We start from the raw sequence: 20,757 nt of genomic DNA, 5'->3' as shown, positions 1-20,757 counted from the left end.
GATTTCTGTTATCCATAGCAGTCTATGCTTTGAGGATTTCGGTTTTGCGTCTAGTAAATGCGCGTATGACACACCTGATTTACAAGATTGCCTCACGCGCGCTTTGGCACGCTGCCGAAGCTAAGGGCGTGTTCGATGGTGCGCCCATCGACCATGCGGACGGGTATATCCATTTTTCAACTGCGGCTCAGGTTGTCGAGACGGCCGACAGGCATTTTGCTGGTCAGAACGATCTTCTGTTGATCGCCATCAAAGCCGACAAGCTCGGTCCTGCGCTCAGATACGAAGCCTCGCGCGGAGGCGATCTCTTCCCGCATCTGTATGGACCCTTGCCACTCGATGCTGTCCTGTGGATGCGCCCATTGCCGCTTGGGGCGGATGGTAAACATGAGTTTCCGGAGCTCCCGGCATGAGCGGATTGTTTCAGTCCATCGGCCGCAAAATGCTCTTCACGCTCGACCCGGAAGATGCCCATAGTCTTTCCATCAAAGCGTTGAAAACCGGCATCGTCCCCGCCTGCAAACCCAACAACGATCCGGCTCTTCGTGTCGCAGTTGCCGGCCTGAGCTTTCCGAACCCCGTTGGAATGGCCGCAGGATACGATAAAAATGCCGAAGTTCCCGATGCACTGCTACGTCTGGGCTTTGGTTTCACCGAAGTTGGAACGCTCACGCCAGTGCCACAATCCGGCAATCCAAAACCCCGGATATTCCGTTTGATCGAGGACAACGCCATAGTCAACCGGCTGGGCTTCAACAATGAAGGCCACGAAGCGGCGTTCCGCCGATTGCACGATCGGCGTTCCCACCCAGGGATCGTTGGCGTAAACATTGGCGCCAACAAGGACTCCAGTAACCGCGTCATGGATTACGTGAACGGCATCCGCCGGTTTCACTCGCTTTCCAGCTATTTCACCGTCAACATTTCTTCTCCCAACACGCCAGGTTTGCGCGACATGCAAGCGCGGGACAGCCTCAAGGAGCTACTCGGCGAAGTGCTTGAGGCCCGCGATGGACAACCGGGTGCGAAACGTCCTGTCTTCCTCAAGATTGCCCCGGATCTGACAGAATCCAGCCTTGACGACATCGCTGCGGAAGTGAGCCTGCACCCTCTTGACGGCTTGATTATCTCCAACACGACGCTATCACGCACGGGGCTGAAAAGCGTCAGAGATTCAACTGAAGCAGGCGGTCTTTCCGGTTCACCTCTTTTTGCGCGCTCGACCATTGTCCTCGCCAAGATGCGCCAGCGGGTTGGTACTGATCTTCCGATTATCGGCGTTGGCGGCATCGACAGCGCCGCGACTGCCATAGCAAAAATTCGGGCTGGCGCAGATCTGGTGCAACTCTATACCGGAATGGTCTATAGCGGGCCCAGTTTGCCCGGCGATATCATCAAGGGTATGTCAGCATCTATGAAGCGTGATGGCGTCAGTACTATTGCCGCTCTGCGTGATTGCGACGTCGAGAGTTGGGCATCAAGGGAAATCCCGGCTTAATTGGCAAATTGAAGCCTTGCCCGGCTCGGCAGGATCGATAGGAGTGAGATCCCGCGCAGTCCGAGAAAGAGATGCAGCGCCAACCAAAGCCCATGATTGCCCCAGAATTGCGGCAGTATCAAATAGGCTGCGAAATAACCAAACAGGGACAGGATCATCATGTTGCGCATGTCGCGTGACCACGTCGCACCAATAAAAACGCCATCCATATGGAACGCAAGCAGCCCTACTACAGGCGCCAGAGCCGCCCATGGCAAGTAAAGCGACGCCATTGCCTGCACCTCGTCCGACTTGATCAGGAACGCGACGATAGCGTTGCCAAAGACGAGGAAAAAAACGGCCATCGAAGATGCCAGCATCAATCCCCACAGGAATGACAACTTTATGCCGCGATCGAATGCTGGGCGATAATGAGCACCCACGGCACGCCCGGATATCTGTTCTGCAGCGGTGGTCACACCATCAATCAGATAACCCGAAATCAAAAGAAAGTTCATCAGAACCGCATTTGTAGCCAATGTCACAGCGCCCGCGCCAGTTCCTGCGCGGGTAAAATAGGCATAGGCGATCAACAGGAAGAATGACCGGAGCATGATATCCCGGTTTACCGCGAACATGCGGCGGATCTCATGGGTGTCGAATATGCGAGCTCGAGTTGGATTTGGAACGGCTCGAAACTGCAGGTAGATCATGACGAGTCCCACGACCAGGGCCACGGTTTCGCCGAGTACCGTTCCCCACGCGATGCCTGCCACTCCCCAGCCGAGAACAAGGCCGAACCAGATTGTCATTACAACGTTGACGCCATTCAACAGCAATTGCAGATAGAGGCCCTGCATGGCCTTTCCCTGACCCAGCAAAAGTCCCAGTATTGCGAAATTTCCCAGCGCCATAGGTGATGACAGCAGGCGAATGGAAACATAGGTCGACATGGCATTCGCGACAGCATCGTCGGGGTTCATAAAGCTGATTGTCGCCTGTAATATCAGGGGCGTCGCTATGATGAACAGCACACCGGCGAGCGCCGCGATGCCGATAGCCCGCCAGAAAACCGCCTGCTGTTCCACATTGTCGTGCCGGCCCATCGCTTGCGCGACTAGACCCGTGGTTCCGGCACGCAAAAAATTCATGGTAGAGAAGAGGAAGTCGAATACGAGAGCGCCAATAGCAAGGCCACCGAGCAGATGCGGGTCGCCAACCTGGCCGATGACGGCGGTGTCGACCAGACCGAGTAGCGGCGTCGTAAGCGATGCCAGCATGACCGGAATCGTGATCGCCAGCATCAGCCTGTTCGTCACCTCAAATGGACGAACAATTTTTGATCCTGGCGGACGGGACATTTCGATCGTCATGAAACACCGGAGATTTGCAACCAAAGGGCTGTGAAGCTCTATGCCATCGCCGCCCCTTCTTTTCCAGTGCAATCGCTGCTAGCGGGGCCTAACCGGCCAAAACCAACGCCCAGTACCTTTGAGTGCTGCCATTGGCCGCTTCCGCATATGCGAGGCCAAACCGTGTAAACTTTGGATCAAGCATATTGCGCCGGTGCGGAGGTGAAGCCATCCATCTGGCAAAGAGCTCGTCCATACCCATGCGACCCATTGCTATGTTCTCCGCGGCAATACCACGAATCTCACCGTCCCTGATTCGAGAGTTAAAGCTACGGCCCAAGCCTGTCGTGTGGGCCATGCGCCCGGCTCTGGCCATGTAGCCCGCCTGCTGCAAGGCGGCATGCTCGAGCACTGGATCGATCTTCAGTTCACCCACCCCGTTCGCAGAGCGGATTGCATGCACATTAGAAACAGCGGAGACGGAAGCACCCGCAATTTTTCCTGGCGTTCGCGGCGCGGTTTGGCAGGCAGGCAATAGCGGGAGCGCGGCGACCGCCGCCATACCGAAAAATCTGCGGCGAGTTAAATTGACGAATTTTTTGGACATGAGCGGTTCCTGAAGGTGATCGCACGCCGATTAGCCGGGAATTGTGGCCCATTCACGTTAATCGAGCCAAGGCTTCCATGATCAGCGGCGATAGCTCAGGATTCGCAAGATGATGAAACAGGGAATGACCACCACGGCGCCCAAAAGAAAATAAGCCGCAAACCGTTCAATGGCTCCAAAGCCCAGGTTCCAGATCCGTCGGAGAAAGTTCTCGAAGCCATAGAGAATATCGATTGGTGACCAGTCGAAAGCGCTCATGACGACACCGACCACAAGGGAGACCAAGATGAGCTTCGCAAGAACACGTCCCGGCGAATCTCCCAAGAAGCGGTTTATTCTTTCAGACATGTTTTCTCCGCCTTGGAAAATGGAGCGGGTGAAGGGAATCGAACCCTCGTATGCAGCTTGGGAAGCTGCCGTTCTACCATTGAACTACACCCGCATCTGCCTATCAATGTTCGGTGAATACCATTCTTGTCAAGCACCACCGAATTTTCATTTGAAGTGCTTCGACAATTTCAGGCCCTGTGCTTGATAATTGGAGCCGAGATCGGTGCCGTAGAGGGCTCGCGGGCGCTCTAACATATGCTCATAGATGAGGCGTCCCACAATCTGGCCATGTTCCAGTATGAATGGTACTTCATGACTGCGCACTTCTAGTACCGCGCGACTTCCAGTTCCACCCGCAGCGGTATGGCCGAAACCAGGATCGAAGAATCCCGCGTAATGAACGCGAAACTCGCCAACCAGAGGATCAAAAGGTGTCATCTCGGCCGCATAGAGCGGCGGGACGTGCACTGCTTCACGCGAAACGAGAATGTAGAACTCGTCTGGATCGAGCACCAGTTCGCGCGCACCCCGATCATGGATTGGTTCCCAAAAATCGAAAAGGTCATGCACACCGCGTTTATCGACATCAACGACGCCGGTGTGGTGTTTGCCGCGATAGCCGACGAGCCCATTCGCATCGCCCGTCAGGTCGATAGATAATGCAATGCCCCCGCCGGAGATATTCGGCGTATCGGAGGCGACAAGAGTTTCCGCCGCATGCAAGGCCGTAAGTTCCACCTCGTCCAATTGGGCGCGCCCGGTGCGGAAACGGATCTGGGATAGACGCGAACCAGTCCTTGCCACGATGGGGAAGGTGCGCGGACTGACCTCAAGATAAAGCGGGCCATGATAGCCGGCGGGTACCTTGTCGAACTCCTGCGCGCCATCGACTATAACACGCGTGAAAATATCGAGGCGGCCAGTCGAGCTCTTTGGATTGGCGGAGGCAGAAACCCTGTCCGGCAAATCCAGGCTCTCGAGTAGGGGTACGATATAGACGCAGCCAGTTTCGAGGACTGCACCGTCTGTGAGGTCGATTTCGTGCAACTTGAGACGCTCTAATTTGTCAACGACTGCGGTTCCCGGCCCCGGCATGAAACTGGCGCGAACACGGTAAGCTATCGTACCGAGCCGAAGGTCGAGGCTTGCAGGCTGGATCTGATCGCTATCAAATTCGCGGGCAGTCTTCAAAGCTCCCGATTGATATAGCGTCCTGATGCCGCTATCCGCCAGAATGCCCGCTCGATGTTCGCTCATGTCAACCGCCAGAACTATTCAAAAACAGACAAAAGCTTTAGCGCCTCGCCCGGTTGACGCAAGTCGCCAAGAGGATTAAAGCACTTTTATCCCGTGGTGATTTGGCCGGCCGGCTTGCAGCCACGTTAAATAATTTGCTAAAAGAGGCCCGGTCTCGTCCGGCCTTTTTGCGATTCACGCAAGGCCGGTTTTTTATTGGCCAGATTCTGGCAGATTGAGAAGACGATGACCAAGAACACCACCCGTAAATTGCGGCCTGCAACTCAACTTGTCCATGCCGGAACGCTGCGTTCTGGTTTCGGAGAAACGTCCGAAGCGTTGTTCCTGACGCAAGGCTTCGTCTATCCGAGCGCGGAAGCCGCAGAAGCCCGCTTCAAGGGCGAAGAGCCGGGTTTCATCTACTCCAGATACGCCAATCCAACGACCGACATGTTTGAAAAGCGCATGTGCGCATTGGAAGGCGCTGAAGATGCGCGTGCCACCGCTTCGGGCATGGCTGCCGTCGCCGCTGCAATCATCTGTCAGGTAAAATCAGGTGACCACGTACTGGCTGCGCGAGCAATGTTTGGTTCTTGTCGGTACATCATCGAAACGCTTCTGCCACGCTATGGCGTGGAATTCACATTGATCGATGGATCGAAGATTGAAAACTGGCAAAAGGCAGTTCGCCCGAATACCAAGGTGATGTTCCTGGAAAGCCCCACCAATCCAACACTCGAGGTGATCGACATTGCCGCTGTGGCAAATATCGCAAACTCCGTCGGCGCCAAACTCATTGTCGACAACGTCTTCGCAACGCCGCTTTTTCAGAAGCCGCTCGAGCTTGGCGCCCACATCGTCGTCTATTCCACTACGAAACATATCGACGGACAGGGCCGCTGTCTTGGTGGGGTGATCCTATCCGATAAGCAATGGGTGGACGAGAACTTGCATGAATACTTCCGTCACACTGGCCCTGGCCTCAGCCCATTCAACTCATGGGTGATGCTGAAGGGCATGGAAACCTTGGTCGTACGTGTCCGGCAGCAAACGGAGAGCGCGGGGAAAATTGCTGACTTTCTCGCTGACCATCCGGCGGTGTCCAAGGTCATTTATCCAGGACGTCCCGATCACCCTCAGGCCGATATCATAGCGAGGCAGATGTCGGGCGGCTCGACCTTGATCGCCTTCGAAGTCAAGGGCGGGAAAAAGGCGACGTTCAACGCCGAGAACAAATTGGAGATTATTCAGATATCCAACAATCTTGGCGATTCCAAAAGCCTGATCACACATCCTACCACCACCACCCATAAGAACCTCACTGACGATGCTCGTGCAGAACTCGGTATTTCAGATGGATTGTTGCGGTTGTCAGTCGGGCTGGAGGACACGGACGATCTGATAGAAGACCTTGACGTTGCTCTCAAAGGGGCTCTTTGAAGATTGAAAACATGCTGCGCCGGGTCTCCGGCGCGGCCTTCTCCCAAGCTCTGGTCATTGGCTTGCCCGACGCCATCTACGTTCGGCACTCCAGGAAGGACGATGTCTTGCCTTTCCAAAGTGTTCTGCTTGAAGAACATCAGGAATCGACACGGCCAACTCTGCGTTTTTTAGCGACTAATTAATAGAATTGCTTAGCTCCAGCGGACGGCTTCGCCTTTATATTAGCGACAAGAGGGCTGATCACGAAGGATTTAAATTCATCCCTCTCTGGAGAGTTGACGCGATGAAGTTGACCCGCGATATCAGGGAAACGGACTGAGAGAAGGTATGTATAAGGCCATAACCCGCGATATCGAGGTGACTGTAGAGCCGTTTTATCTGGAGGAGCAGTCCAATCCGGAAGAGAACAGGTATGTCTGGGGATATCGCATCACGATCGCCAACGACTCCGAAGCCACCGTTCAATTGCGGGCTCGATACTGGAAGATCACCGACGGTAATGGCCACATGGAAGAAGTGCGTGGTCCTGGGGTTATCGGTGAGCAACCGATCCTCAATCCCGGCGATTCTTTCCAATATTCGTCCGGTTGTCCGCTCACTACGACGTCTGGCGTCATGGTGGGCCGATATACAATGCAAACCGATGCCGGAGACCGCTTTGATGTTGAAATACCAGCGTTCTCGCTTGACCTCCCTGATCAGCTGCGCACATTAAACTGATGATAGAAACAAACCGTACCCAATCGCCTTACGTCAAGGCTCTGGCATGTTCTGCCTTCACCTTCGCGCTAGCCCTATGCGCGCTTTATCTCGGCTATACATTGCCCAGCTTCACGACGAGTACCGAAGCGGTAAGCCAGTTGCTGGCACTGGTTATGGTGCCCGGCCTCATAGTCGGACTGCTTGCGAAGAAATCGACCAAGGCGTGGCCGATTTGGCTGATCATTTGCACGTTTGTGGCTCTTTTGGTGGTGATTACTATTGTCCACGAAATAACTGCGCCGATGCGAAGCTGATCAGAACTCCGTTTTTAAAACGAGGCTCTTACCTGTTTGGCATTACACTCGATCTCCCCCTTTAAGGCCATTCCAATCAATTTTTTGGCAAAAACTCTGCAGGATCGAATTCATACTCCGTAGAGCAAAATTCGCACGTCACACTAATTTTTCCGTCTTCAATGCTGTCGGTAATTTCTTCGGCTGTGAAGCCGGACAGCACGCCGGCGATCTTCTCGCGTGAGCAAGAGCAATCGTCGTTGACCGGTACGGCGTCGAAAACGCGCACGCCACGCTCATGAAACAACCGGTATAGCAACCTTTCAGCCCCGACGTGAGGATCAGTCAATTCCGAGCTTTCGATCGTAGCGACCAAGGCCTTTACCTCTGCCCAATCATCGTCTTCGAGGAGGTCGGATTCGTCGTCCTCGTCGGCCTCTGGCCCGTCTCCCGCGGGCAGGTCGCGCTGACGCATCCGCAACTCGGATTCCGGTAGAAATTGCACGATAAGCCCACCGGCCCGCCATTGCTCGACCGGTTTGCCGTCTTCGCCGCGCTCTATGAGCTTCGCAACGGAAAGGCGGAGATCGGTCGGAATCTGTTCCGACTGACGAAAATAGGTCTTGGCGATCTCTTCAAGATTGGACCCATCGAGAGCAACGATGCCTTGATAGCGCTGCGTGTACTCGCCTTGATCTACCGTGAGCGCCAGAGTCCCGCTACCCATCAGCTCTACCGGCGACAGCCGATTTTCGGCGATGGCATCGGCCAAGCGTTCGTCATCATAGCGCGCATAGGCCCGAACCGAATTCGGTGTACGAAAATCGACCACCAGCATATCGACTGGTCCATCCGACTGCGATTGAAAAATAAACTTCCCCTCGAACTTGAGCGAAGTACCGAGCAGCACCGTTAGAACAATGGCTTCAGCCAACAGCCTAGCCACCGGCTCCGGATAATCGTGACGGCTTAAAATGTCATCAAGCGTCGGGCCCAGTTGAACGGCACGTCCACGCGCGTCCAGCTCTTCAACCTGGAACGGAACAACCGCATCATCGCCTGCGAAAATGTACTCGTCACCGCGGATCGACGTATCAGGCACTTGCGCGACCTCCCTCAAGACACCAGGCAAGAATAGCCTTTTGTGCGTGCAATCTATTCTCCGCCTCATCGAAGACAACTGAATGCGGTCCGTCAATGACCGAGTCCGTTACTTCTTCCCCGCGGTGCGCCGGTAGACAATGCATGAAGAGCGCATCAGGACTGGCATGCTTCAATAATGCGTCATTGACCTGGTAGGGCATGAAAACATTGTGACCACGCGCCCGGCCTTCCTGTCCCATCGATACCCATGTGTCAGTAACGATACAGTCTACTCCTTCGACTGCTGAAACAGGATCGGTCGTCAATCTGACCTTGCCACCAGCTCGCTTGGCCCAGGCAAGGTATTTTTCGTCGGGTTCACTGCCTTCCGGAGTTGCGATGTTTAGATTAAAGTCGAAGCGTGCAGCAGCCTCGATCAAGGAATGCAGCACGTTGTTGCCGTCGCCAGTCCACGCAAATGTCGTGCCTTTGACCGGCCCGCGATGTTCCTCGAAGGTCATGATATCGGCCATGATCTGGCACGGATGGGTATCGTCGGTTAGCGCATTTATTACTGGTACAGTGGCATTTTCGGCCATTTCGGTCAGACGCTCATGTGTCGTCGTGCGCATCACGATGATGTCGACATAACGCGACAGCACCTTTGCCGTATCGGCAATGGTCTCGCTGCGACCCAGCTGCATTTCAGAACCTGTCAGCATGATCGTCTCACCGCCAAGCTGCCTCATGCCGACGTCGAACGATACGCGTGTACGCGTAGACGGCTTGTCGAAAATCATCGCCAGAACCTTTCCGGCAAACGGCTTCTCAAGGCTACCAGCTTTTAGCCGCGTTTTGCGTTCCCGCGCATCGTCCAGAATGAGACGTAAGTCGGCCCGAGAAAGCGCTGAGAGGTCCGTAAAGTGACGGATGTCTTGTTTGATCATCATGCAACCTGTCTTTAAGCGCTTTTCTGTCTCGGTGTGACAGACAGACGTTCGGCTGCTGCTTCGATTCGTGCGAGAGCTTCGCGGACATCCGCTTCAGTTGCAACCAGTGGTGGCAGAAGGCGAACGACGTTGTCGCCGGCACCGACGGTAAGTAAATGTTCGTCACGCAACGCTTGAACCATTGTGGTGTTTGGAACGCGACACTTCAGTCCGATGAGGAAACCACGGCCGCGCACTTCGGAAATGGCTTCCGGATAACGATCCGAAATCGAGGCGAGCCCCTGCTTCATGATCAGTGCGACGTGCTGCACCCGCTCAAGGAATCCTTCTTCCAAAATCACATCCAGCACAGCATTGCCGACCGCCATAGCAAGTGGATTGCCGCCATAGGTGGTACCATGTACGCCCGCTGTCATGCCCTTGGCGGCTTCGGCAGTCGCGAGACATGCACCAAGCGGAAAGCCACCGCCTATGCCCTTGGCAACAGCCATGATATCCGGCTGGATCCCTGACCACTCATGAGCGAATAGCTTGCCGGTGCGCCCCATCCCCGTTTGCACCTCATCGAGAATAAGTAGCAGGCCATGCTCATCGCAAAGACCGCGCAAAGCGCGCAACTCCTCCTCTGGTACTGGTCGAACACCACCCTCGCCTTGAACCGGCTCGATCAATATGGCTGCTGTTTCGGGCCCTATAGCCGCCTTAAGTGCGTTTACATCACCAAAGGGCACTTGATCGAAGCCTTCAACTTTAGGTCCAAACCCTTCAAGATATTTAGGCTGCCCGCCGGCCGCGATCGTGGCCAGGGTTCTGCCGTGAAAAGCCCCTTCAAAGGTGATGATGCGGAACCGCTCGTGCTCACCATTGACATAATGATAGCGCCGGGCTGTCTTGATCGCACATTCCAAAGCTTCCGCACCGGAATTGGTAAAGAAAACCTTGTCAGCAAACGTATTATCTACAAGACGCTGTCCCAGACGCTCCTGGCCCGGTATTTCGTAAATATTCGACAGATGCCATAGCTTGTCCGCCTGGGCCTTCAAGGCTGTGACAAGGTGCGGGTGTGAATAACCGAGGGAGTTCACGGCTATACCAGCGGCGAAGTCGAGGTAGCGAATGCCGGAATCGGTAAAAAGCCAAACGCCCTCACCTCGCTCAAAGCGCAGATCCGCACGAGCATACGTGTCGTAAAGCGGTTGCGCGCGTGCGTCCGTCATGTCTTCAGGGCCTCCAAAACCCATTTTTCAAACCTGCTGATTACAAAGAGGGAACCGGCAGCGACCAAATCAAAAAGCCGCCCCACAATGCCATTTTGGGGGCGGCCACGCCGTTAATATCGTCATTCAAACTGCAATTGTCAAATGAACACTTCAGAGTGTCTCGACACCGCCGCCCACGATATTCTGCAAGAGATGATTTGCAACCGAAGCGAGTAAGCGCACAGCCGCATAACGAGTCTTTTTTGCAACAGTTGATCGTGCAAGTTGGGGAAAACCGTAAAAACCCACGTTGGGATGCCCGACCGACTCTTGTCACAGAGTCGTCCCATATTGTACGTTGTGAAAAGAAATAGCTAGATTTCGTGCGGCGTCCTCGTCATCTGAATAGATATAGTGTCAGGCCAATCTGGAGCAATCCAGATGCGAGGAAGGATTCAATCTACCGTCCGCACAAAACTGAGCCCCATTTGGAGCTAGGAAACGATGAACTGGACAGATGAGCGCGTAGAGCAGCTGAAGAAACTTTGGGCCGAAGGTCTAAGTGCAAGCCAGATCGCAGCACAACTGGGCGGTGTCAGCCGCAATGCTGTCATCGGCAAGGTACATCGGCTGAAGCTGTCGGGACGCGGCAAGTCCACCTCGACCCAGACACGCAGCAAAAAGGTCAACACCACCGCGTCTGGCGGCCATCGTAGCCCCGGGTCCCTGGGGCACATGTCGAGCCGGGTCGTGAATCGCAGTGTAGGCGCGACAGCATTGCAGACAGAATACAGCACCGACCTTGTTGCCCACACTGTCACGAAAACCGTGACTGACGTCGTCGTTCCTATCTCTCGACGTCTTGAGCTCGTTCAGTTGAGTGAGCGGACATGCAAATGGCCAGTCGGGGATCCTCTGCAGCCGGATTTCAATTTTTGCGGCAATGACGTTGGAGAATCCGGACCATATTGCACCTATCATTCGCGTCTGGCATATCAGCCCGCGTCGGATCGCCGCCGCATTCGGTGATGTTGTTATTACAGATGTTCATTCAAGGGCGCCGCATGGCGCCTTTTTCTGTTATGTACGCTCAAGTTTTTGAGGTTCGAACATGACTGTGAACGAAGAGCCCTCGCCGACTTTTGATCGAACTACCAGCCGGGCTCGATGGCGGGTAAGGATGTGCTTTACTATGGCGAGACCGAGTCCCGTCCCTTTCTGCGCTCTACTGGTTTCCAGGCTGACGCGGTAGAAGCGCTCGGTAAGCCGCGGTATGTGCTCATCAGGTATTCCCGGTCCGAAGTCCTGAACGCTGGCTTTGATGGACTCACCAGCGCGCTTCAGTTCCACGATGATCTTCTTCCCGGACTGACCATATTTGCAGGCGTTCTCGATCAGGTTCTGGAATACCTGAGTCAGTTCGTCGCGGTCACCCAATACGCTTACTGGACCCGGCTCGATGTGCCGCTCTATTTCCACGCCGAGATTAGTGGCAAGTGGCTTGAGGGAATCGGCGACATGATTGAGCACTGTGGTTAGATCCACCTGGTCCTTCACGGCTATGTGGGCCTTCATCTCGATGCGGGACAGTGACAGGAGGTCATCGATCAGCCGTGCCATACGCTCGGCCTGTTTCTGCATGATCTCAAGAAAATTGTCGCGCGCTGCTTCATCATTGCGTGCCGGACCGCGTAACGTCTCAATGAATCCGCTGAGCGACGCCAGAGGGGTGCGAAGTTCATGACTGGCATTGGCGATGAAGTCGGACCGCATTCGCTCAAGCCGATGCGCTTCGGTCTGATCGCGGAATGATAGCAGATATTGTCGGTTCGCTCCGCCCGCTTGATCGAGTAGGAGCACGGTAGCACGGTACCAGCGTTCCACCGGCACGCGCTCGAAATAGTCGACTGATCGCGGCAGCGCATCGGCCATTACGGCTTGGACAAGCGTCTGCATTTCTGGCGCGCGGAAATGCATCAATAGAGCACCGCCACGAGCCAGGGGCGGGAAAGCACCATTGGCTGCCGGGTTGACAAAAAGGATCGTCCCCGCATGGTCGAAGATGATAAGTGGATCCGGTAACTGGGCTGCTAGCTGCTGACCTGACAGCCGGAAGACTGCCGGCTCGTTGAAATTGGCATTGGCGTACGGATCAGCAGTGCGCGGGAGTGCTGCAGAGAGTACGATGATAGCAAGGTAGACCATCATCAGGATACCAAAGCTTAACCACCAGGAAGCGCCAGAACTCAAAACTAGTGCTGTGATGAAGGCTGCGGCTCCCAGCAAAAAGCGCGCCTGGAACAGCCTATCCATCGCTCTTTGCCGCAATGCCAAGCCTTCCGGCCCCCATATTGTCATGCGTTAAACTCCTGCACTGCAACCTTTTTCGCCTCTGGACGACGCAACGCTCTCCCAATAACATGCCTTTGTGTCAATTGAGGATGAGTGCCTTGGGTAAAGATTCAAAAAAGAAACCGGAGCGCCTTAAATCGGCAAAATCGACACTCAAGCTTAATATCGATGGCAGAACACGCAACTTCGACATCGACAATCCGAAGTTGCCGGACTGGGTAGAAGACGGTGCGCTGGTATCGGGAGATTTCCCCTACACCGACAAAATGTCTAAAGACGAATATGGCGAGACACTCGAACAGTTACAGATACAGTTGGTCAAGATGCAGTATTGGCTGCAGGACACGGGCCAGCGCGTCATGATAATTTTCGAAGGCCGTGATGCGGCGGGTAAGGGCGGGACCATATTCAACTTGCGCCAATATATGAATCCGCGAAACGCGCGCAATGTGGCCCTGCCGAAGCCCAGCGAGACCGAACGTGGACAATGGTATTTCCAGCGCTACGTCTCGCACTTCCCCACCACGGGGGAGTTCGTTACGTTTGATCGCTCGTGGTATAATCGCGCCGGCGTCGAGCCGGTCCTCGGCTTTTGCACGCCGGAACAGCATGAATCCTTTCTCGAGGAAGTACCCGGCTTCGAACGCATGATCGTGGCAGATGGTATTCACTTTTTCAAGTTCTGGCTCAACATCGGGCAGATCATGCAGCTGAAGCGCTTTCACGACCGCAGGCACAGTCCGCTCAAGAACTGGAAATTCTCGCCCATCGATATTGCCGGCGCTGAGAAATGGGATGATTACACCAAGGCCCGCAACGAGATGATGGAACGGACCCATACGGCGCATGCTCCGTGGACTATCGTTAAATCCAATGATAAACGCCGCGCCCGCCTCGCAGTCATTCGCAGAATTCTGCTGAGTTTGCCGTACGAGGGCCGCAATATAGATGTGATCGGGAAAGAAGACCCGTTGATCATCGGCTCGGGTCCGGGTTTTCTCTAGCAAACGGGCGATGCGGCGTTTTTTCCCAAAGGAAGGGCTTTGTACAGAGTTGCTTGACCGCTCGCCACGCCGCCATCGACATCATGAGCCAGTAGAGCGGAACACAGCGCAATATCGGGCCCTTTATCCGTTTACCCGCGGTACTGCTCCTACCAAGCGCATGAAACGACAGAAATCCCATCGTGATGTTCATGAAATCGAACAGAAGGATGCTTCGGTTGGTTATACTGGTATCGTAAAGAATGAGACTGAACACCGAGTATGCCATAAAAACGAGCATGAACGGATAGAGGAGTGACGAGACGATCAAACCAGCAGCTAAGCCATGATAGACAAGAAAACGCCGCGGACCGAGGTCCCTGAAAAGTCGCACCGGATGCCGCATCTCGACAAGCCACGTTTGTGTCCAGCCCTTAAGCCAACGTGTCCGCTGCCGCAGCCAGACTGCCGCCTCCGTCGGTGCATCCTCAATCGTTGGCAGGGACAGCATCTCGACCCTAAATCCGGAGCGCACCAGACGGGTACCAAGTTCAGCGTCTTCAGTTACGTTGTAGGGATCCCAGCCACCAACCGCAATCAAACATTCACGCCGAAAATGATTTGAACTTCCGCCAAGTGGCAGAACAAGTCCCTTGCTTGCCAGCCATGGAAGAAGTCCAAAGAAATTCGCGGCGTATTCGAAGGCAAACAGGCGGGCAATCCACCCTTCATGCGCATTGGCAATCACCAGTGGAGCTTGTAGACATGCCAGATCTCCTTCTGCCGCGGTGAAGCGCTGCCACGCCTCTGCTAGTTGATCGGGGTGCGGACGGTCTTCCGCGTCATAGACTACGACAAACTCGCCGTTCACCAGTTGCAGTCCGTAGTTGAGCGCCTTCGGTTTGGTTCGAGGTCCCAGGCAAGGAACCGGAACAACCTTGAAACCGTGGGGCAATCTTTGACTCTCGAATGCAGTCAAAGTGGCAGTGTCGTCAGCTTCGCACAGGAAGAACACCTCAAGCCTCGAAAGTGGCCAGTTAAGCTGCTTCATGGACCGGATCAATTGCGGAACCACGTCGACCTCCCTGTATAGTGCAATCATGACGCTATAAACGGGAAGTTTGCGCATCGCCGCGGCTGGACGAACTGCAGTCACTCTTGTATCGGCTGCCCTTATTGCCAGTATGCGCAGCAGAATGCACGCCACAAAAAACAACGAGAATATCATGTGAAGAATACACGATAGGCTGGAGGGTGCCATTGCGATACCGGACAAGATTGCGGCCCCTATAAGCCCGACAAAGATACCCTGTCTGCCGGTCAGTACGATCCGAGCGGAAAATCCATGGTTTGCCACCTCGACCATGTTCAAGGCGTTCGCAAGCAGTGCGTTCTCATGGCGCGTGCGCAAAAACTCAGAGAGGTGCGAGCGCGTTGTGATGCGCAGCCGAAGCGCCATATCTCTGCTTTGCGCTAGCTGCGTTTTGAGTACTGGCAGATCTCGCATGGTTGGCGCGATATAGATCAGTATTTGACGATTGGCTGTAACGACAAGCGCATGCCTTATCTGGATGAGCCAGGCGAAGGCTGATGCAGTGGGGGCGATGACCCCTACATCTGACCTTATTTTATCGAACAGCAATCCCGTCTCTTGCGCTAAAGCTCCGCTGATGAGTTCTTCGTCGGCGTCGTCCGACGCATAAAGTTCGTCGAGAAAGGATGTCGCGTTATCAACAGAACGGCGAAACGCCGCTATGATCGACGTCTTTGCCATGCCGCCATGTGACAGACGCGCTGCAAGAGAACTCGCAATCCCATTCGACATCGAGAAGCGCTACGACAACAAGACCATGGTCGCGACATTCGGCTTGATCACTGTAAACATCTGAGCCCTGTGTAAAAATTCCATTTGAAATACCCTCAACTTGAAATTGAAATTATGAGAATACAAATACCTTTGGTAGTAAATTAACTTCTTTTTGTTGACTGACAAAGCATCTACTAATACTTGAACTCTAATACGCCACCGATGTCATGCATTTTTTTGCTGAACGACATCCCGATTTGTCGCAATGCCTCAAATCATGCTAGCGTCTTGCCCAGATCCCCTAGTTAAAACGAGTTCCAGATGCACCTGCGCGCACTCGCCACTCTCGCCTTCATCGTTGTGCTGCCATTGCCACTACAAGTTCATGCTGAGTCTGATTTTCCTAATTATTGGGATGGGCGTGAGCACGTCTCCAAACCGGATCTTTCTACGATCGAACGCATTCGCTTTCTGACGAGCGTTGATTATCCGCCGTTTAACTTCCTCGATAGTACCGGCCGCATTTCCGGCTTCAACATCGATCTTGTCAGAGCAATTTGCGAAGAACTGGCCGTCACGGCGATTTGTCAGATCGAAGCGCGCCCTTGGAACGAATTGCAGCAGGCGTTGGACAGTGGTGAGGCTGAAGCCATCATAGCTGGTCTGCGCCCGACGGCGGCGTTGCGCCAGAAGCTGGCCTTTACGACGCCCTATATAAGGCTTCCTGCTCGCTTTGTTACACTGAAGGGAACCGCACTTTCGGAGCCTCTCTCCGACGCGCTTGTCAACAAGACCGTGGGAGTTGTTGAGGGTTCCGTTCATCAGATCGTCTTCGCGGATTATTTCCCGCACGGCCATTGGGTGGGCTATCCTTCGCGTGATCTCATGTTGAAGGATCTGCAAGCAAAAAAGATCGACGCGGTATTTGGCGATGGATCTGACCTGTCCTTTTGGATCGGGAGCCTTGAATCGAACAATTGCTGCGTATTCGCTGGCGGGCCCTATATTGCGCCGCAGTTTCTGGGAGACGGCATGACGATTGCGACTGCAAGGGACAATAGTGAGCTCGTCGATGCCTTCAATTTCGCTCTGAAAGCCTTGGAAGAAAAAGGCACCACATCAGAACTCTATCTCCGCTATTTTCCGGTTGATTTTTATTAGGGCGGTCGATCACGTAAAAATCAAGCGTGGATCTGCTCCAGGCCGATACTGACAATTGACGCCAATGACGTCGCGCCATAGTGTCCGCGCGCCTTGATACATGGCAGGAACACAGGAAAAACGAATGATTTCGCGACTTGAGACCCAAATCGAACTGAGCCCCGAGCTGATCGAGGCGGCTGCAGAGGCCAAGGCGTGGCCATTCGAAGAGGCGCGAAAGATCATCAAACGATATGAGAAGACTGGCTACCCGGAAACGATATTGTTTGAGACGGGATATGGGCCTTCGGGGCTGCCGCACATCGGCACGTTCGGCGAGGTCGCGCGCACATCCATGGTGCGTCACGCCTTTCGCGTGTTGACCAAAGACAAAGTCAAAACGAAGCTTCTGTGCTTCTCCGATGACATGGATGGTATGCGCAAGATTCCAGATAGCGTTCCAGACCCCTCTGCGCTCGTGCCGCATCTGCACAAGCCGCTCTCAGCCGTGCCCAATCCTTTCGGTGGCGGGTATAGTAGTTTTGCAGACCACAACAACGTCATGTTGTGCCGGTTCCTCGACACGTTCGGTTTTGAGTACGAGTTCGCCAGTGCTACGGAATATTACAGATCCGGACGCTTTGATGAGGTATTGCTGCGGGCGGCCGAGCGCTATGGCGAAATAATGGAGGTGATGTTGCCCACGCTCGGGGAAGAGCGCCAGGCCACCTACAGCCCTTTTCTGCCCATCTCGCCCACCAGCGGTCGGGTTCTCTACGTGCCGATGAAGAATGTGGACCCTGCGCAAGGTACGATAACGTTCGACGACGACAACGGTGTGGAGACAACCCTTCCCGTCACCGGTGGCAACGTCAAACTGCAGTGGAAGCCTGATTTCGGAATGCGTTGGGCAGCACTCGGGGTCGATTTCGAGATGTTTGGCAAGGACCACCAGACAAATGCAATCGTGTATGACCGCATTTGCGAGATTCTTGGAGGCCGTGCTCCCGAGCATTTCGTCTATGAGCTTTTTCTAGACGATGTTGGCCAGAAAATATCGAAGTCGAAGGGGAACGGCATCAGTATCGACGAATGGTTGACCTATGCGCCGACGGAAAGTCTCGGACTTTATATGTTCCAGAAGCCAAGGACGGCAAAGCGCCTATATTTCGATGTCATTCCCAAGGCAGTGGACGAATATTTTACGTATCTCTCGGCCTACGGACGCCAGTCGTGGAAGGATCGGCTGAACAATCCCGTTTGGCATTTACATAACGGCAATCCGCCTTCGGTCGAGATGCCCGTGCCGTTTGCCCTTCTGTTGAATTTGGTCAGCGCTTCCAATGCCGAGAACCGTAGCGTGCTTTGGGGTTTCATTTACCGGTACGCACCGGGCGTCACACCGCAGAACAATCCGGAACTGGATGACCTCGTGGGCTACGCTATTCGCTACTTCAACGATTTCGTGAAACCAACAAAGAAATTTCGGACACCTGATCAAGTGGAACGGCTGGCACTCGGGGCAATGGACAAAATGCTCGCAAGCTTGCCGGACAATGCCGATGGAAGCATGATTCAAAATGCCATGCTGGACGTAGCCCGCAGCATCGAACGATATCAGGATCACACAAAAACAAGCCCCGAGGGAGGGCCCGGCGTGTCCGTTTCGTTCTTCCAGATGCTCTACGAGGTGTTGATCGGTCAGGAACGCGGCCCGCGTTTCGGCTCGTTCGTTGCGCTTTACGGTATTGCCGAAACACGCGCGCTGATCGCGAAAGCGCTTGCTGGGAAACTATCTTGAACTGGTGGGCACGACAATTTTCTGGAGGGATGAATGATCGATCATACAGGTGTCGTTGTGAGCGATTTCGAGCGAAGCAAGCGGTTCTACAAGGAAGCGCTCGCTCCACTTGGATACGAGTTGCTCCATGAGGTTCCCGCTTCGATTACCGGGAGCGCGGATGTGGCAGGCTTTGGTGAGGGCGGCAAGCCCGACTTCTGGGTAACCAACGGCGACCCCAACAAGCCACCGCTCCACATCGCCTTTCGCGTCAAGAGCCGCGATATCGTTGACGCATTTCATGCCGCCGCCATAGCGGCTGGAGGTAGAGATAACGGACAGCCCGGATTGCGCCCGCACTATCATCCCAACTATTATGGCGCGTTCGTTCGCGATCTTGATGGACACAACGTCGAGGCTGTTTGCCACGAAGCGTGACTATTCCGGGCGCGGCGGGAACGGAGCGTTTGGTACAGCCAATGGCGGTGGAGCCAATAGTGGCTCTGCCTGCGGCTCCGGTACATCACTTATAGAGGGTATGGGCAGGTTGGCTGAGGCCGGCAGCGCTGCGGGCGGACTGCCGAATATACCCAGCTTGGCCTCCTCGGCTTTCTTCATCATCTCGGCCATCGGCGTTCCATCCTTCGCACGGGCCCAGCCATTTTGCACCAGCCACCCTGCGATATCCATATCGCCGAGTTTACAATGCGTGGCGACGACGTCATTGGGCGGCTGTCCCGGCACATTGCATTCGATGGCGCGAGAGCGCAACCAGTTGCGGAATGCTGTACGTGCGGCCATGCCGCACGGCCATGCATTACCGCCCTCGAAATTGCAGGTCTCATCCGGATGAACCGCCTCAACTCCGTCGAGCGCGATCCGGTAACCGGCCGCTTCGATAGTGCCTGCTGCTGTCGCGACCGGACGATGGAGAAGTGTCGGTTTGGCGGTGCCGTCGACAGGCGCCGGAGGTGATTCCGGCGCAGAAACTACTGGAGGATTGCCAGCCATCGTCTCAGGCACGCTCAAGGGCGCGCGAGGCTCCACCCGCTCCAGCGGTGCCGTGGCGCTATCCGAGGAAGCCATTGCATCCGGATCGATCTGGCGCGCCTGAGGCGATGTAACTCTCCCCTGCGGCTGTACAGCTTCCTGTGCCACTTCCGGTGCGACGCCCGTCATCTCGTCGGGTAGCTCAAAGTTCTCGGGTGTGATGTCGACGCCTTGAGTACCAACCCTCGTTTCGATGGCACCACTGAAAGGGGCGACGAATGCGTAAACCAGCCCCAAAGCTACCAGGACAGTCAGGACATAAAGTGGTAGCTGGCGCATGTAGAGTGGGTTCCTATTGGCTTGCCCACAAGATTCGGGCGATCCAATCAACATGCGCCGCATCGAAAGTGCGGGTGGGATGCTCGGCATTCATCGATTGCAACTCGATCGTGCGGGGCGTCTGCCGCGCGAGTATCTTTGCCATGACCTCCCCATCTTTCGTACGCACAACCACGCGGTCACCCCGTCGCACTGCTGCTCCCGGGGCAACGATGATCGTATCGCCATCGCGATAGAGCGGCAGCATGGAATCTCCCGATACTTCCAGTGCATAAACCGCGTCCGCAGGTCCAACCGGAAACTCGACAACATCCCATCCTTGACCTACAGGAAAGCCGCCGTCGTCGAAAAAACCGCCGGCGCCCGCCTGCGCGAAACCGAGCAGCGGTACGGAGCGTGTCGCGCCAGCAATCCCGTTGCTGGCCCTGCCGAGAACGAGCGTCATGAATTCGTCGAGCGAGGCGCCCGTAGCTTCCATGATCTTGGCCAACGACTCGGTGGATGGCCAACGCGCGCGACCATCCACAGCGTATCGTTTGGATTTGTTGAACGTTGTGGGATCAAGCCCGGCACGTTTCGCCAGTCCCGATACGGAAAGCGAGTGGCGTTCAGCCAGCGCATCTATGGCCGCCCATATGCGGTCATGTGAAAACATGATGATATCCAATAAGGAAAAAATACCTTCAGTTCTGTT

At 54.8% G+C, this 20,757-nt stretch carries 21 protein-coding genes, 1 tRNA gene and 1 riboswitch; of the genes, 10 read left to right on the top strand and 12 right to left on the bottom strand.

All coding sequences use genetic code 11. The annotated features are described in order from the left end of the window. The first annotated feature begins 65 nt into the window (after positions 1 to 65). Both CU100_RS04995 and CU100_RS04990 read left to right on the top strand, forming a co-directional pair. Positions 66 to 413 carry a DUF952 domain-containing protein gene (locus CU100_RS04995; RefSeq protein ID WP_106715387.1) on the top strand — a complete coding sequence of 116 codons (348 nt, stop codon included), beginning with the start codon at positions 66 to 68 and terminating at the stop codon, positions 411 to 413. After that, entirely contained in the window at positions 410 to 1,498 is a 1,089-nt protein-coding gene (locus tag CU100_RS04990; RefSeq protein WP_106715386.1) for a quinone-dependent dihydroorotate dehydrogenase, read from the top strand. The genes CU100_RS04995 and CU100_RS04990 overlap by 4 nt, the downstream gene beginning before the upstream one ends. On the opposite strand, the gene CU100_RS04985 is transcribed toward CU100_RS04990, so the two are convergent. The 5 genes from CU100_RS04985 to CU100_RS04965 form a co-directional block, all read right to left on the bottom strand. Continuing rightward, entirely contained in the window at positions 1,495 to 2,850 is a 1,356-nt protein-coding gene (locus tag CU100_RS04985) for an MATE family efflux transporter (protein WP_106715385.1), read from the bottom strand. The two genes, CU100_RS04990 and CU100_RS04985, sit on opposite strands and share 4 nt — an antisense overlap. An 88-nt stretch (positions 2,851 to 2,938) precedes the next feature. Continuing rightward, the gene (locus CU100_RS04980) at positions 2,939 to 3,436 is read right to left on the bottom strand and encodes a CAP domain-containing protein (protein WP_245418918.1); all 498 of its coding nucleotides are present in this window, start codon (positions 3,434 to 3,436) and stop codon (positions 2,939 to 2,941) included. Positions 3,437 to 3,517: 81 nt separating this feature from the next. Next, the gene (locus CU100_RS04975) at positions 3,518 to 3,784 is read right to left on the bottom strand and encodes a DUF6460 domain-containing protein (protein WP_106715384.1); all 267 of its coding nucleotides are present in this window, start codon (positions 3,782 to 3,784) and stop codon (positions 3,518 to 3,520) included. A gap of 20 nt (positions 3,785 to 3,804) precedes the next feature. After that, positions 3,805 to 3,878: transfer RNA gene (locus CU100_RS04970), tRNA-Gly, on the bottom strand. 53 nt (positions 3,879 to 3,931) lie between these two features. After that, complete coding sequence (locus tag CU100_RS04965; protein ID WP_106715383.1) at positions 3,932 to 5,023, bottom strand: 2'-deoxycytidine 5'-triphosphate deaminase; 1,092 nt, start codon at positions 5,021 to 5,023, stop codon at positions 3,932 to 3,934. A gap of 83 nt (positions 5,024 to 5,106) precedes the next feature. Continuing rightward, positions 5,107 to 5,186, top strand: a riboswitch (SAM riboswitch). 62 nt (positions 5,187 to 5,248) lie between these two features. Here CU100_RS04965 and CU100_RS04960 point away from each other — a divergent pair. The 3 genes from CU100_RS04960 to CU100_RS04945 all read left to right on the top strand — a co-directional run bounded on the left by CU100_RS04960 (position 5,249) and on the right by CU100_RS04945 (position 7,461). Further along, the gene (locus CU100_RS04960; protein WP_106716016.1) at positions 5,249 to 6,442 is read left to right on the top strand and encodes an O-succinylhomoserine sulfhydrylase; all 1,194 of its coding nucleotides are present in this window, start codon (positions 5,249 to 5,251) and stop codon (positions 6,440 to 6,442) included. Positions 6,443 to 6,772: 330 nt separating this feature from the next. Further along, positions 6,773 to 7,165 carry a Co2+/Mg2+ efflux protein ApaG gene (gene apaG, locus CU100_RS04950; RefSeq protein WP_106715381.1) on the top strand — a complete coding sequence of 131 codons (393 nt, stop codon included), beginning with the start codon at positions 6,773 to 6,775 and terminating at the stop codon, positions 7,163 to 7,165. Further along, a complete protein-coding gene (locus tag CU100_RS04945; protein WP_106715380.1) occupies positions 7,165 to 7,461 on the top strand; it encodes a hypothetical protein in 297 nt (98 codons plus the stop codon). The genes apaG and CU100_RS04945 overlap by 1 nt, the downstream gene beginning before the upstream one ends. A 76-nt stretch (positions 7,462 to 7,537) precedes the next feature. Here CU100_RS04945 and CU100_RS04940 read toward each other — a convergent pair whose 3' ends face one another. The 3 genes from CU100_RS04940 to CU100_RS04930 are packed head-to-tail and all read right to left on the bottom strand — an operon-like array spanning position 7,538 to position 10,690. Beyond that, positions 7,538 to 8,542, bottom strand: a complete 1,005-nt coding sequence (locus tag CU100_RS04940; protein ID WP_407070294.1) for an Hsp33 family molecular chaperone — start codon at positions 8,540 to 8,542, stop codon at positions 7,538 to 7,540. Continuing rightward, positions 8,535 to 9,473 (bottom strand): ornithine carbamoyltransferase, encoded by a 939-nt coding sequence (gene argF, locus CU100_RS04935; RefSeq protein WP_170113731.1) that lies wholly within the window; start codon positions 9,471 to 9,473, stop codon positions 8,535 to 8,537. Before argF ends, CU100_RS04940 begins: the two co-directional genes overlap by 8 nt. 11 nt (positions 9,474 to 9,484) lie before the next feature. After that, positions 9,485 to 10,690, bottom strand: a complete 1,206-nt coding sequence (locus CU100_RS04930) for an aspartate aminotransferase family protein (protein WP_106716014.1) — start codon at positions 10,688 to 10,690, stop codon at positions 9,485 to 9,487. A 486-nt stretch (positions 10,691 to 11,176) separates the two neighbouring features. Here CU100_RS04930 and CU100_RS04925 point away from each other — a divergent pair, with 486 nt between their 5' ends. Further along, entirely contained in the window at positions 11,177 to 11,701 is a 525-nt protein-coding gene (locus CU100_RS04925) for a GcrA family cell cycle regulator (RefSeq protein WP_106715378.1), read from the top strand. Positions 11,702 to 11,752: 51 nt separating this feature from the next. Here CU100_RS04925 and phoR read toward each other — a convergent pair whose 3' ends face one another. After that, positions 11,753 to 13,030: a phosphate regulon sensor histidine kinase PhoR gene (gene phoR, locus CU100_RS04920; protein ID WP_106715377.1), complete on the bottom strand. Its 1,278-nt coding sequence runs from the start codon at positions 13,028 to 13,030 to the stop codon at positions 11,753 to 11,755. 83 nt (positions 13,031 to 13,113) lie between these two features. On the opposite strand from phoR, the gene ppk2 reads away from it, so the two are divergent. Continuing rightward, complete coding sequence (gene ppk2 / locus CU100_RS04915; protein WP_106715376.1) at positions 13,114 to 14,028, top strand: polyphosphate kinase 2; 915 nt, start codon at positions 13,114 to 13,116, stop codon at positions 14,026 to 14,028. Here ppk2 and CU100_RS04910 read toward each other — a convergent pair. Beyond that, positions 14,000 to 15,832 carry a glycosyltransferase gene (locus CU100_RS04910; protein WP_106715375.1) on the bottom strand — a complete coding sequence of 611 codons (1,833 nt, stop codon included), beginning with the start codon at positions 15,830 to 15,832 and terminating at the stop codon, positions 14,000 to 14,002. The genes ppk2 and CU100_RS04910 overlap by 29 nt on opposite strands. 303 nt (positions 15,833 to 16,135) lie before the next feature. On the opposite strand from CU100_RS04910, the gene CU100_RS04905 reads away from it, so the two are divergent. From CU100_RS04905 to CU100_RS04895, 3 genes are all read left to right on the top strand, one after another. Then, positions 16,136 to 16,975: a transporter substrate-binding domain-containing protein gene (locus CU100_RS04905; RefSeq protein ID WP_106715374.1), complete on the top strand. Its 840-nt coding sequence runs from the start codon at positions 16,136 to 16,138 to the stop codon at positions 16,973 to 16,975. A 124-nt stretch (positions 16,976 to 17,099) separates the two neighbouring features. Then, on the top strand, positions 17,100 to 18,755 hold the full coding sequence (locus CU100_RS04900) for a lysine--tRNA ligase (protein WP_106715373.1): 1,656 nt from the start codon (positions 17,100 to 17,102) through the stop codon (positions 18,753 to 18,755). Between the two features lie 33 nt (positions 18,756 to 18,788). Further along, on the top strand, positions 18,789 to 19,172 hold the full coding sequence (locus CU100_RS04895) for a VOC family protein (protein WP_106715372.1): 384 nt from the start codon (positions 18,789 to 18,791) through the stop codon (positions 19,170 to 19,172). On the opposite strand, the gene CU100_RS04890 is transcribed toward CU100_RS04895, so the two are convergent. Both CU100_RS04890 and CU100_RS04885 read right to left on the bottom strand, forming a co-directional pair. Then, complete coding sequence (locus CU100_RS04890; RefSeq protein WP_106715371.1) at positions 19,173 to 20,063, bottom strand: thermonuclease family protein; 891 nt, start codon at positions 20,061 to 20,063, stop codon at positions 19,173 to 19,175. Positions 20,064 to 20,076: 13 nt separating this feature from the next. After that, entirely contained in the window at positions 20,077 to 20,718 is a 642-nt protein-coding gene (locus tag CU100_RS04885) for a S24 family peptidase (protein ID WP_106715370.1), read from the bottom strand. Between the last annotated feature and the right edge of the window lie 39 nt (positions 20,719 to 20,757).

The sequence above is a fragment of the Phyllobacterium endophyticum genome, from assembly GCF_003010935.1.
Taxonomy (GTDB): domain Bacteria; phylum Pseudomonadota; class Alphaproteobacteria; order Rhizobiales; family Rhizobiaceae; genus Phyllobacterium; species Phyllobacterium endophyticum.
Note: the sequence above shows the minus strand (reverse complement) of the source record. Positions and strands in the feature narration are given on the sequence as shown.

What these genes read in the sequence shown, in the direction of transcription:
- CU100_RS04980 (WP_245418918.1), bottom strand. Translation starts at nt 3,436, where the DNA reads ATGTCCAAAAAATTCGTCAATTTAACTCGCCGCAGATTTTTCGGTATG.
- apaG (WP_106715381.1), top strand. Translation starts at nt 6,773, where the DNA reads ATGTATAAGGCCATAACCCGCGATATCGAGGTGACTGTAGAGCCGTTT.
- CU100_RS04990 (WP_106715386.1), top strand. Translation starts at nt 410, where the DNA reads ATGAGCGGATTGTTTCAGTCCATCGGCCGCAAAATGCTCTTCACGCTC.
- CU100_RS04965 (WP_106715383.1), bottom strand. Translation starts at nt 5,023, where the DNA reads ATGAGCGAACATCGAGCGGGCATTCTGGCGGATAGCGGCATCAGGACG.
- CU100_RS04900 (WP_106715373.1), top strand. Translation starts at nt 17,100, where the DNA reads ATGATTTCGCGACTTGAGACCCAAATCGAACTGAGCCCCGAGCTGATC.
- argF (WP_170113731.1), bottom strand. Translation starts at nt 9,473, where the DNA reads ATGATGATCAAACAAGACATCCGTCACTTTACGGACCTCTCAGCGCTT.
- CU100_RS04975 (WP_106715384.1), bottom strand. Translation starts at nt 3,784, where the DNA reads ATGTCTGAAAGAATAAACCGCTTCTTGGGAGATTCGCCGGGACGTGTT.
- phoR (WP_106715377.1), bottom strand. Translation starts at nt 13,030, where the DNA reads ATGACAATATGGGGGCCGGAAGGCTTGGCATTGCGGCAAAGAGCGATG.
- CU100_RS04890 (WP_106715371.1), bottom strand. Translation starts at nt 20,063, where the DNA reads ATGCGCCAGCTACCACTTTATGTCCTGACTGTCCTGGTAGCTTTGGGG.
- CU100_RS04905 (WP_106715374.1), top strand. Translation starts at nt 16,136, where the DNA reads ATGCACCTGCGCGCACTCGCCACTCTCGCCTTCATCGTTGTGCTGCCA.
- CU100_RS04945 (WP_106715380.1), top strand. Translation starts at nt 7,165, where the DNA reads ATGATAGAAACAAACCGTACCCAATCGCCTTACGTCAAGGCTCTGGCA.
- CU100_RS04895 (WP_106715372.1), top strand. Translation starts at nt 18,789, where the DNA reads ATGATCGATCATACAGGTGTCGTTGTGAGCGATTTCGAGCGAAGCAAG.
- CU100_RS04960 (WP_106716016.1), top strand. Translation starts at nt 5,249, where the DNA reads ATGACCAAGAACACCACCCGTAAATTGCGGCCTGCAACTCAACTTGTC.
- ppk2 (WP_106715376.1), top strand. Translation starts at nt 13,114, where the DNA reads ATGAGTGCCTTGGGTAAAGATTCAAAAAAGAAACCGGAGCGCCTTAAA.
- CU100_RS04995 (WP_106715387.1), top strand. Translation starts at nt 66, where the DNA reads ATGACACACCTGATTTACAAGATTGCCTCACGCGCGCTTTGGCACGCT.
- CU100_RS04885 (WP_106715370.1), bottom strand. Translation starts at nt 20,718, where the DNA reads ATGTTTTCACATGACCGCATATGGGCGGCCATAGATGCGCTGGCTGAA.
- CU100_RS04930 (WP_106716014.1), bottom strand. Translation starts at nt 10,690, where the DNA reads ATGACGGACGCACGCGCGCAACCGCTTTACGACACGTATGCTCGTGCG.
- CU100_RS04925 (WP_106715378.1), top strand. Translation starts at nt 11,177, where the DNA reads ATGAACTGGACAGATGAGCGCGTAGAGCAGCTGAAGAAACTTTGGGCC.
- CU100_RS04985 (WP_106715385.1), bottom strand. Translation starts at nt 2,850, where the DNA reads ATGACGATCGAAATGTCCCGTCCGCCAGGATCAAAAATTGTTCGTCCA.
- CU100_RS04910 (WP_106715375.1), bottom strand. Translation starts at nt 15,832, where the DNA reads ATGTCGAATGGGATTGCGAGTTCTCTTGCAGCGCGTCTGTCACATGGC.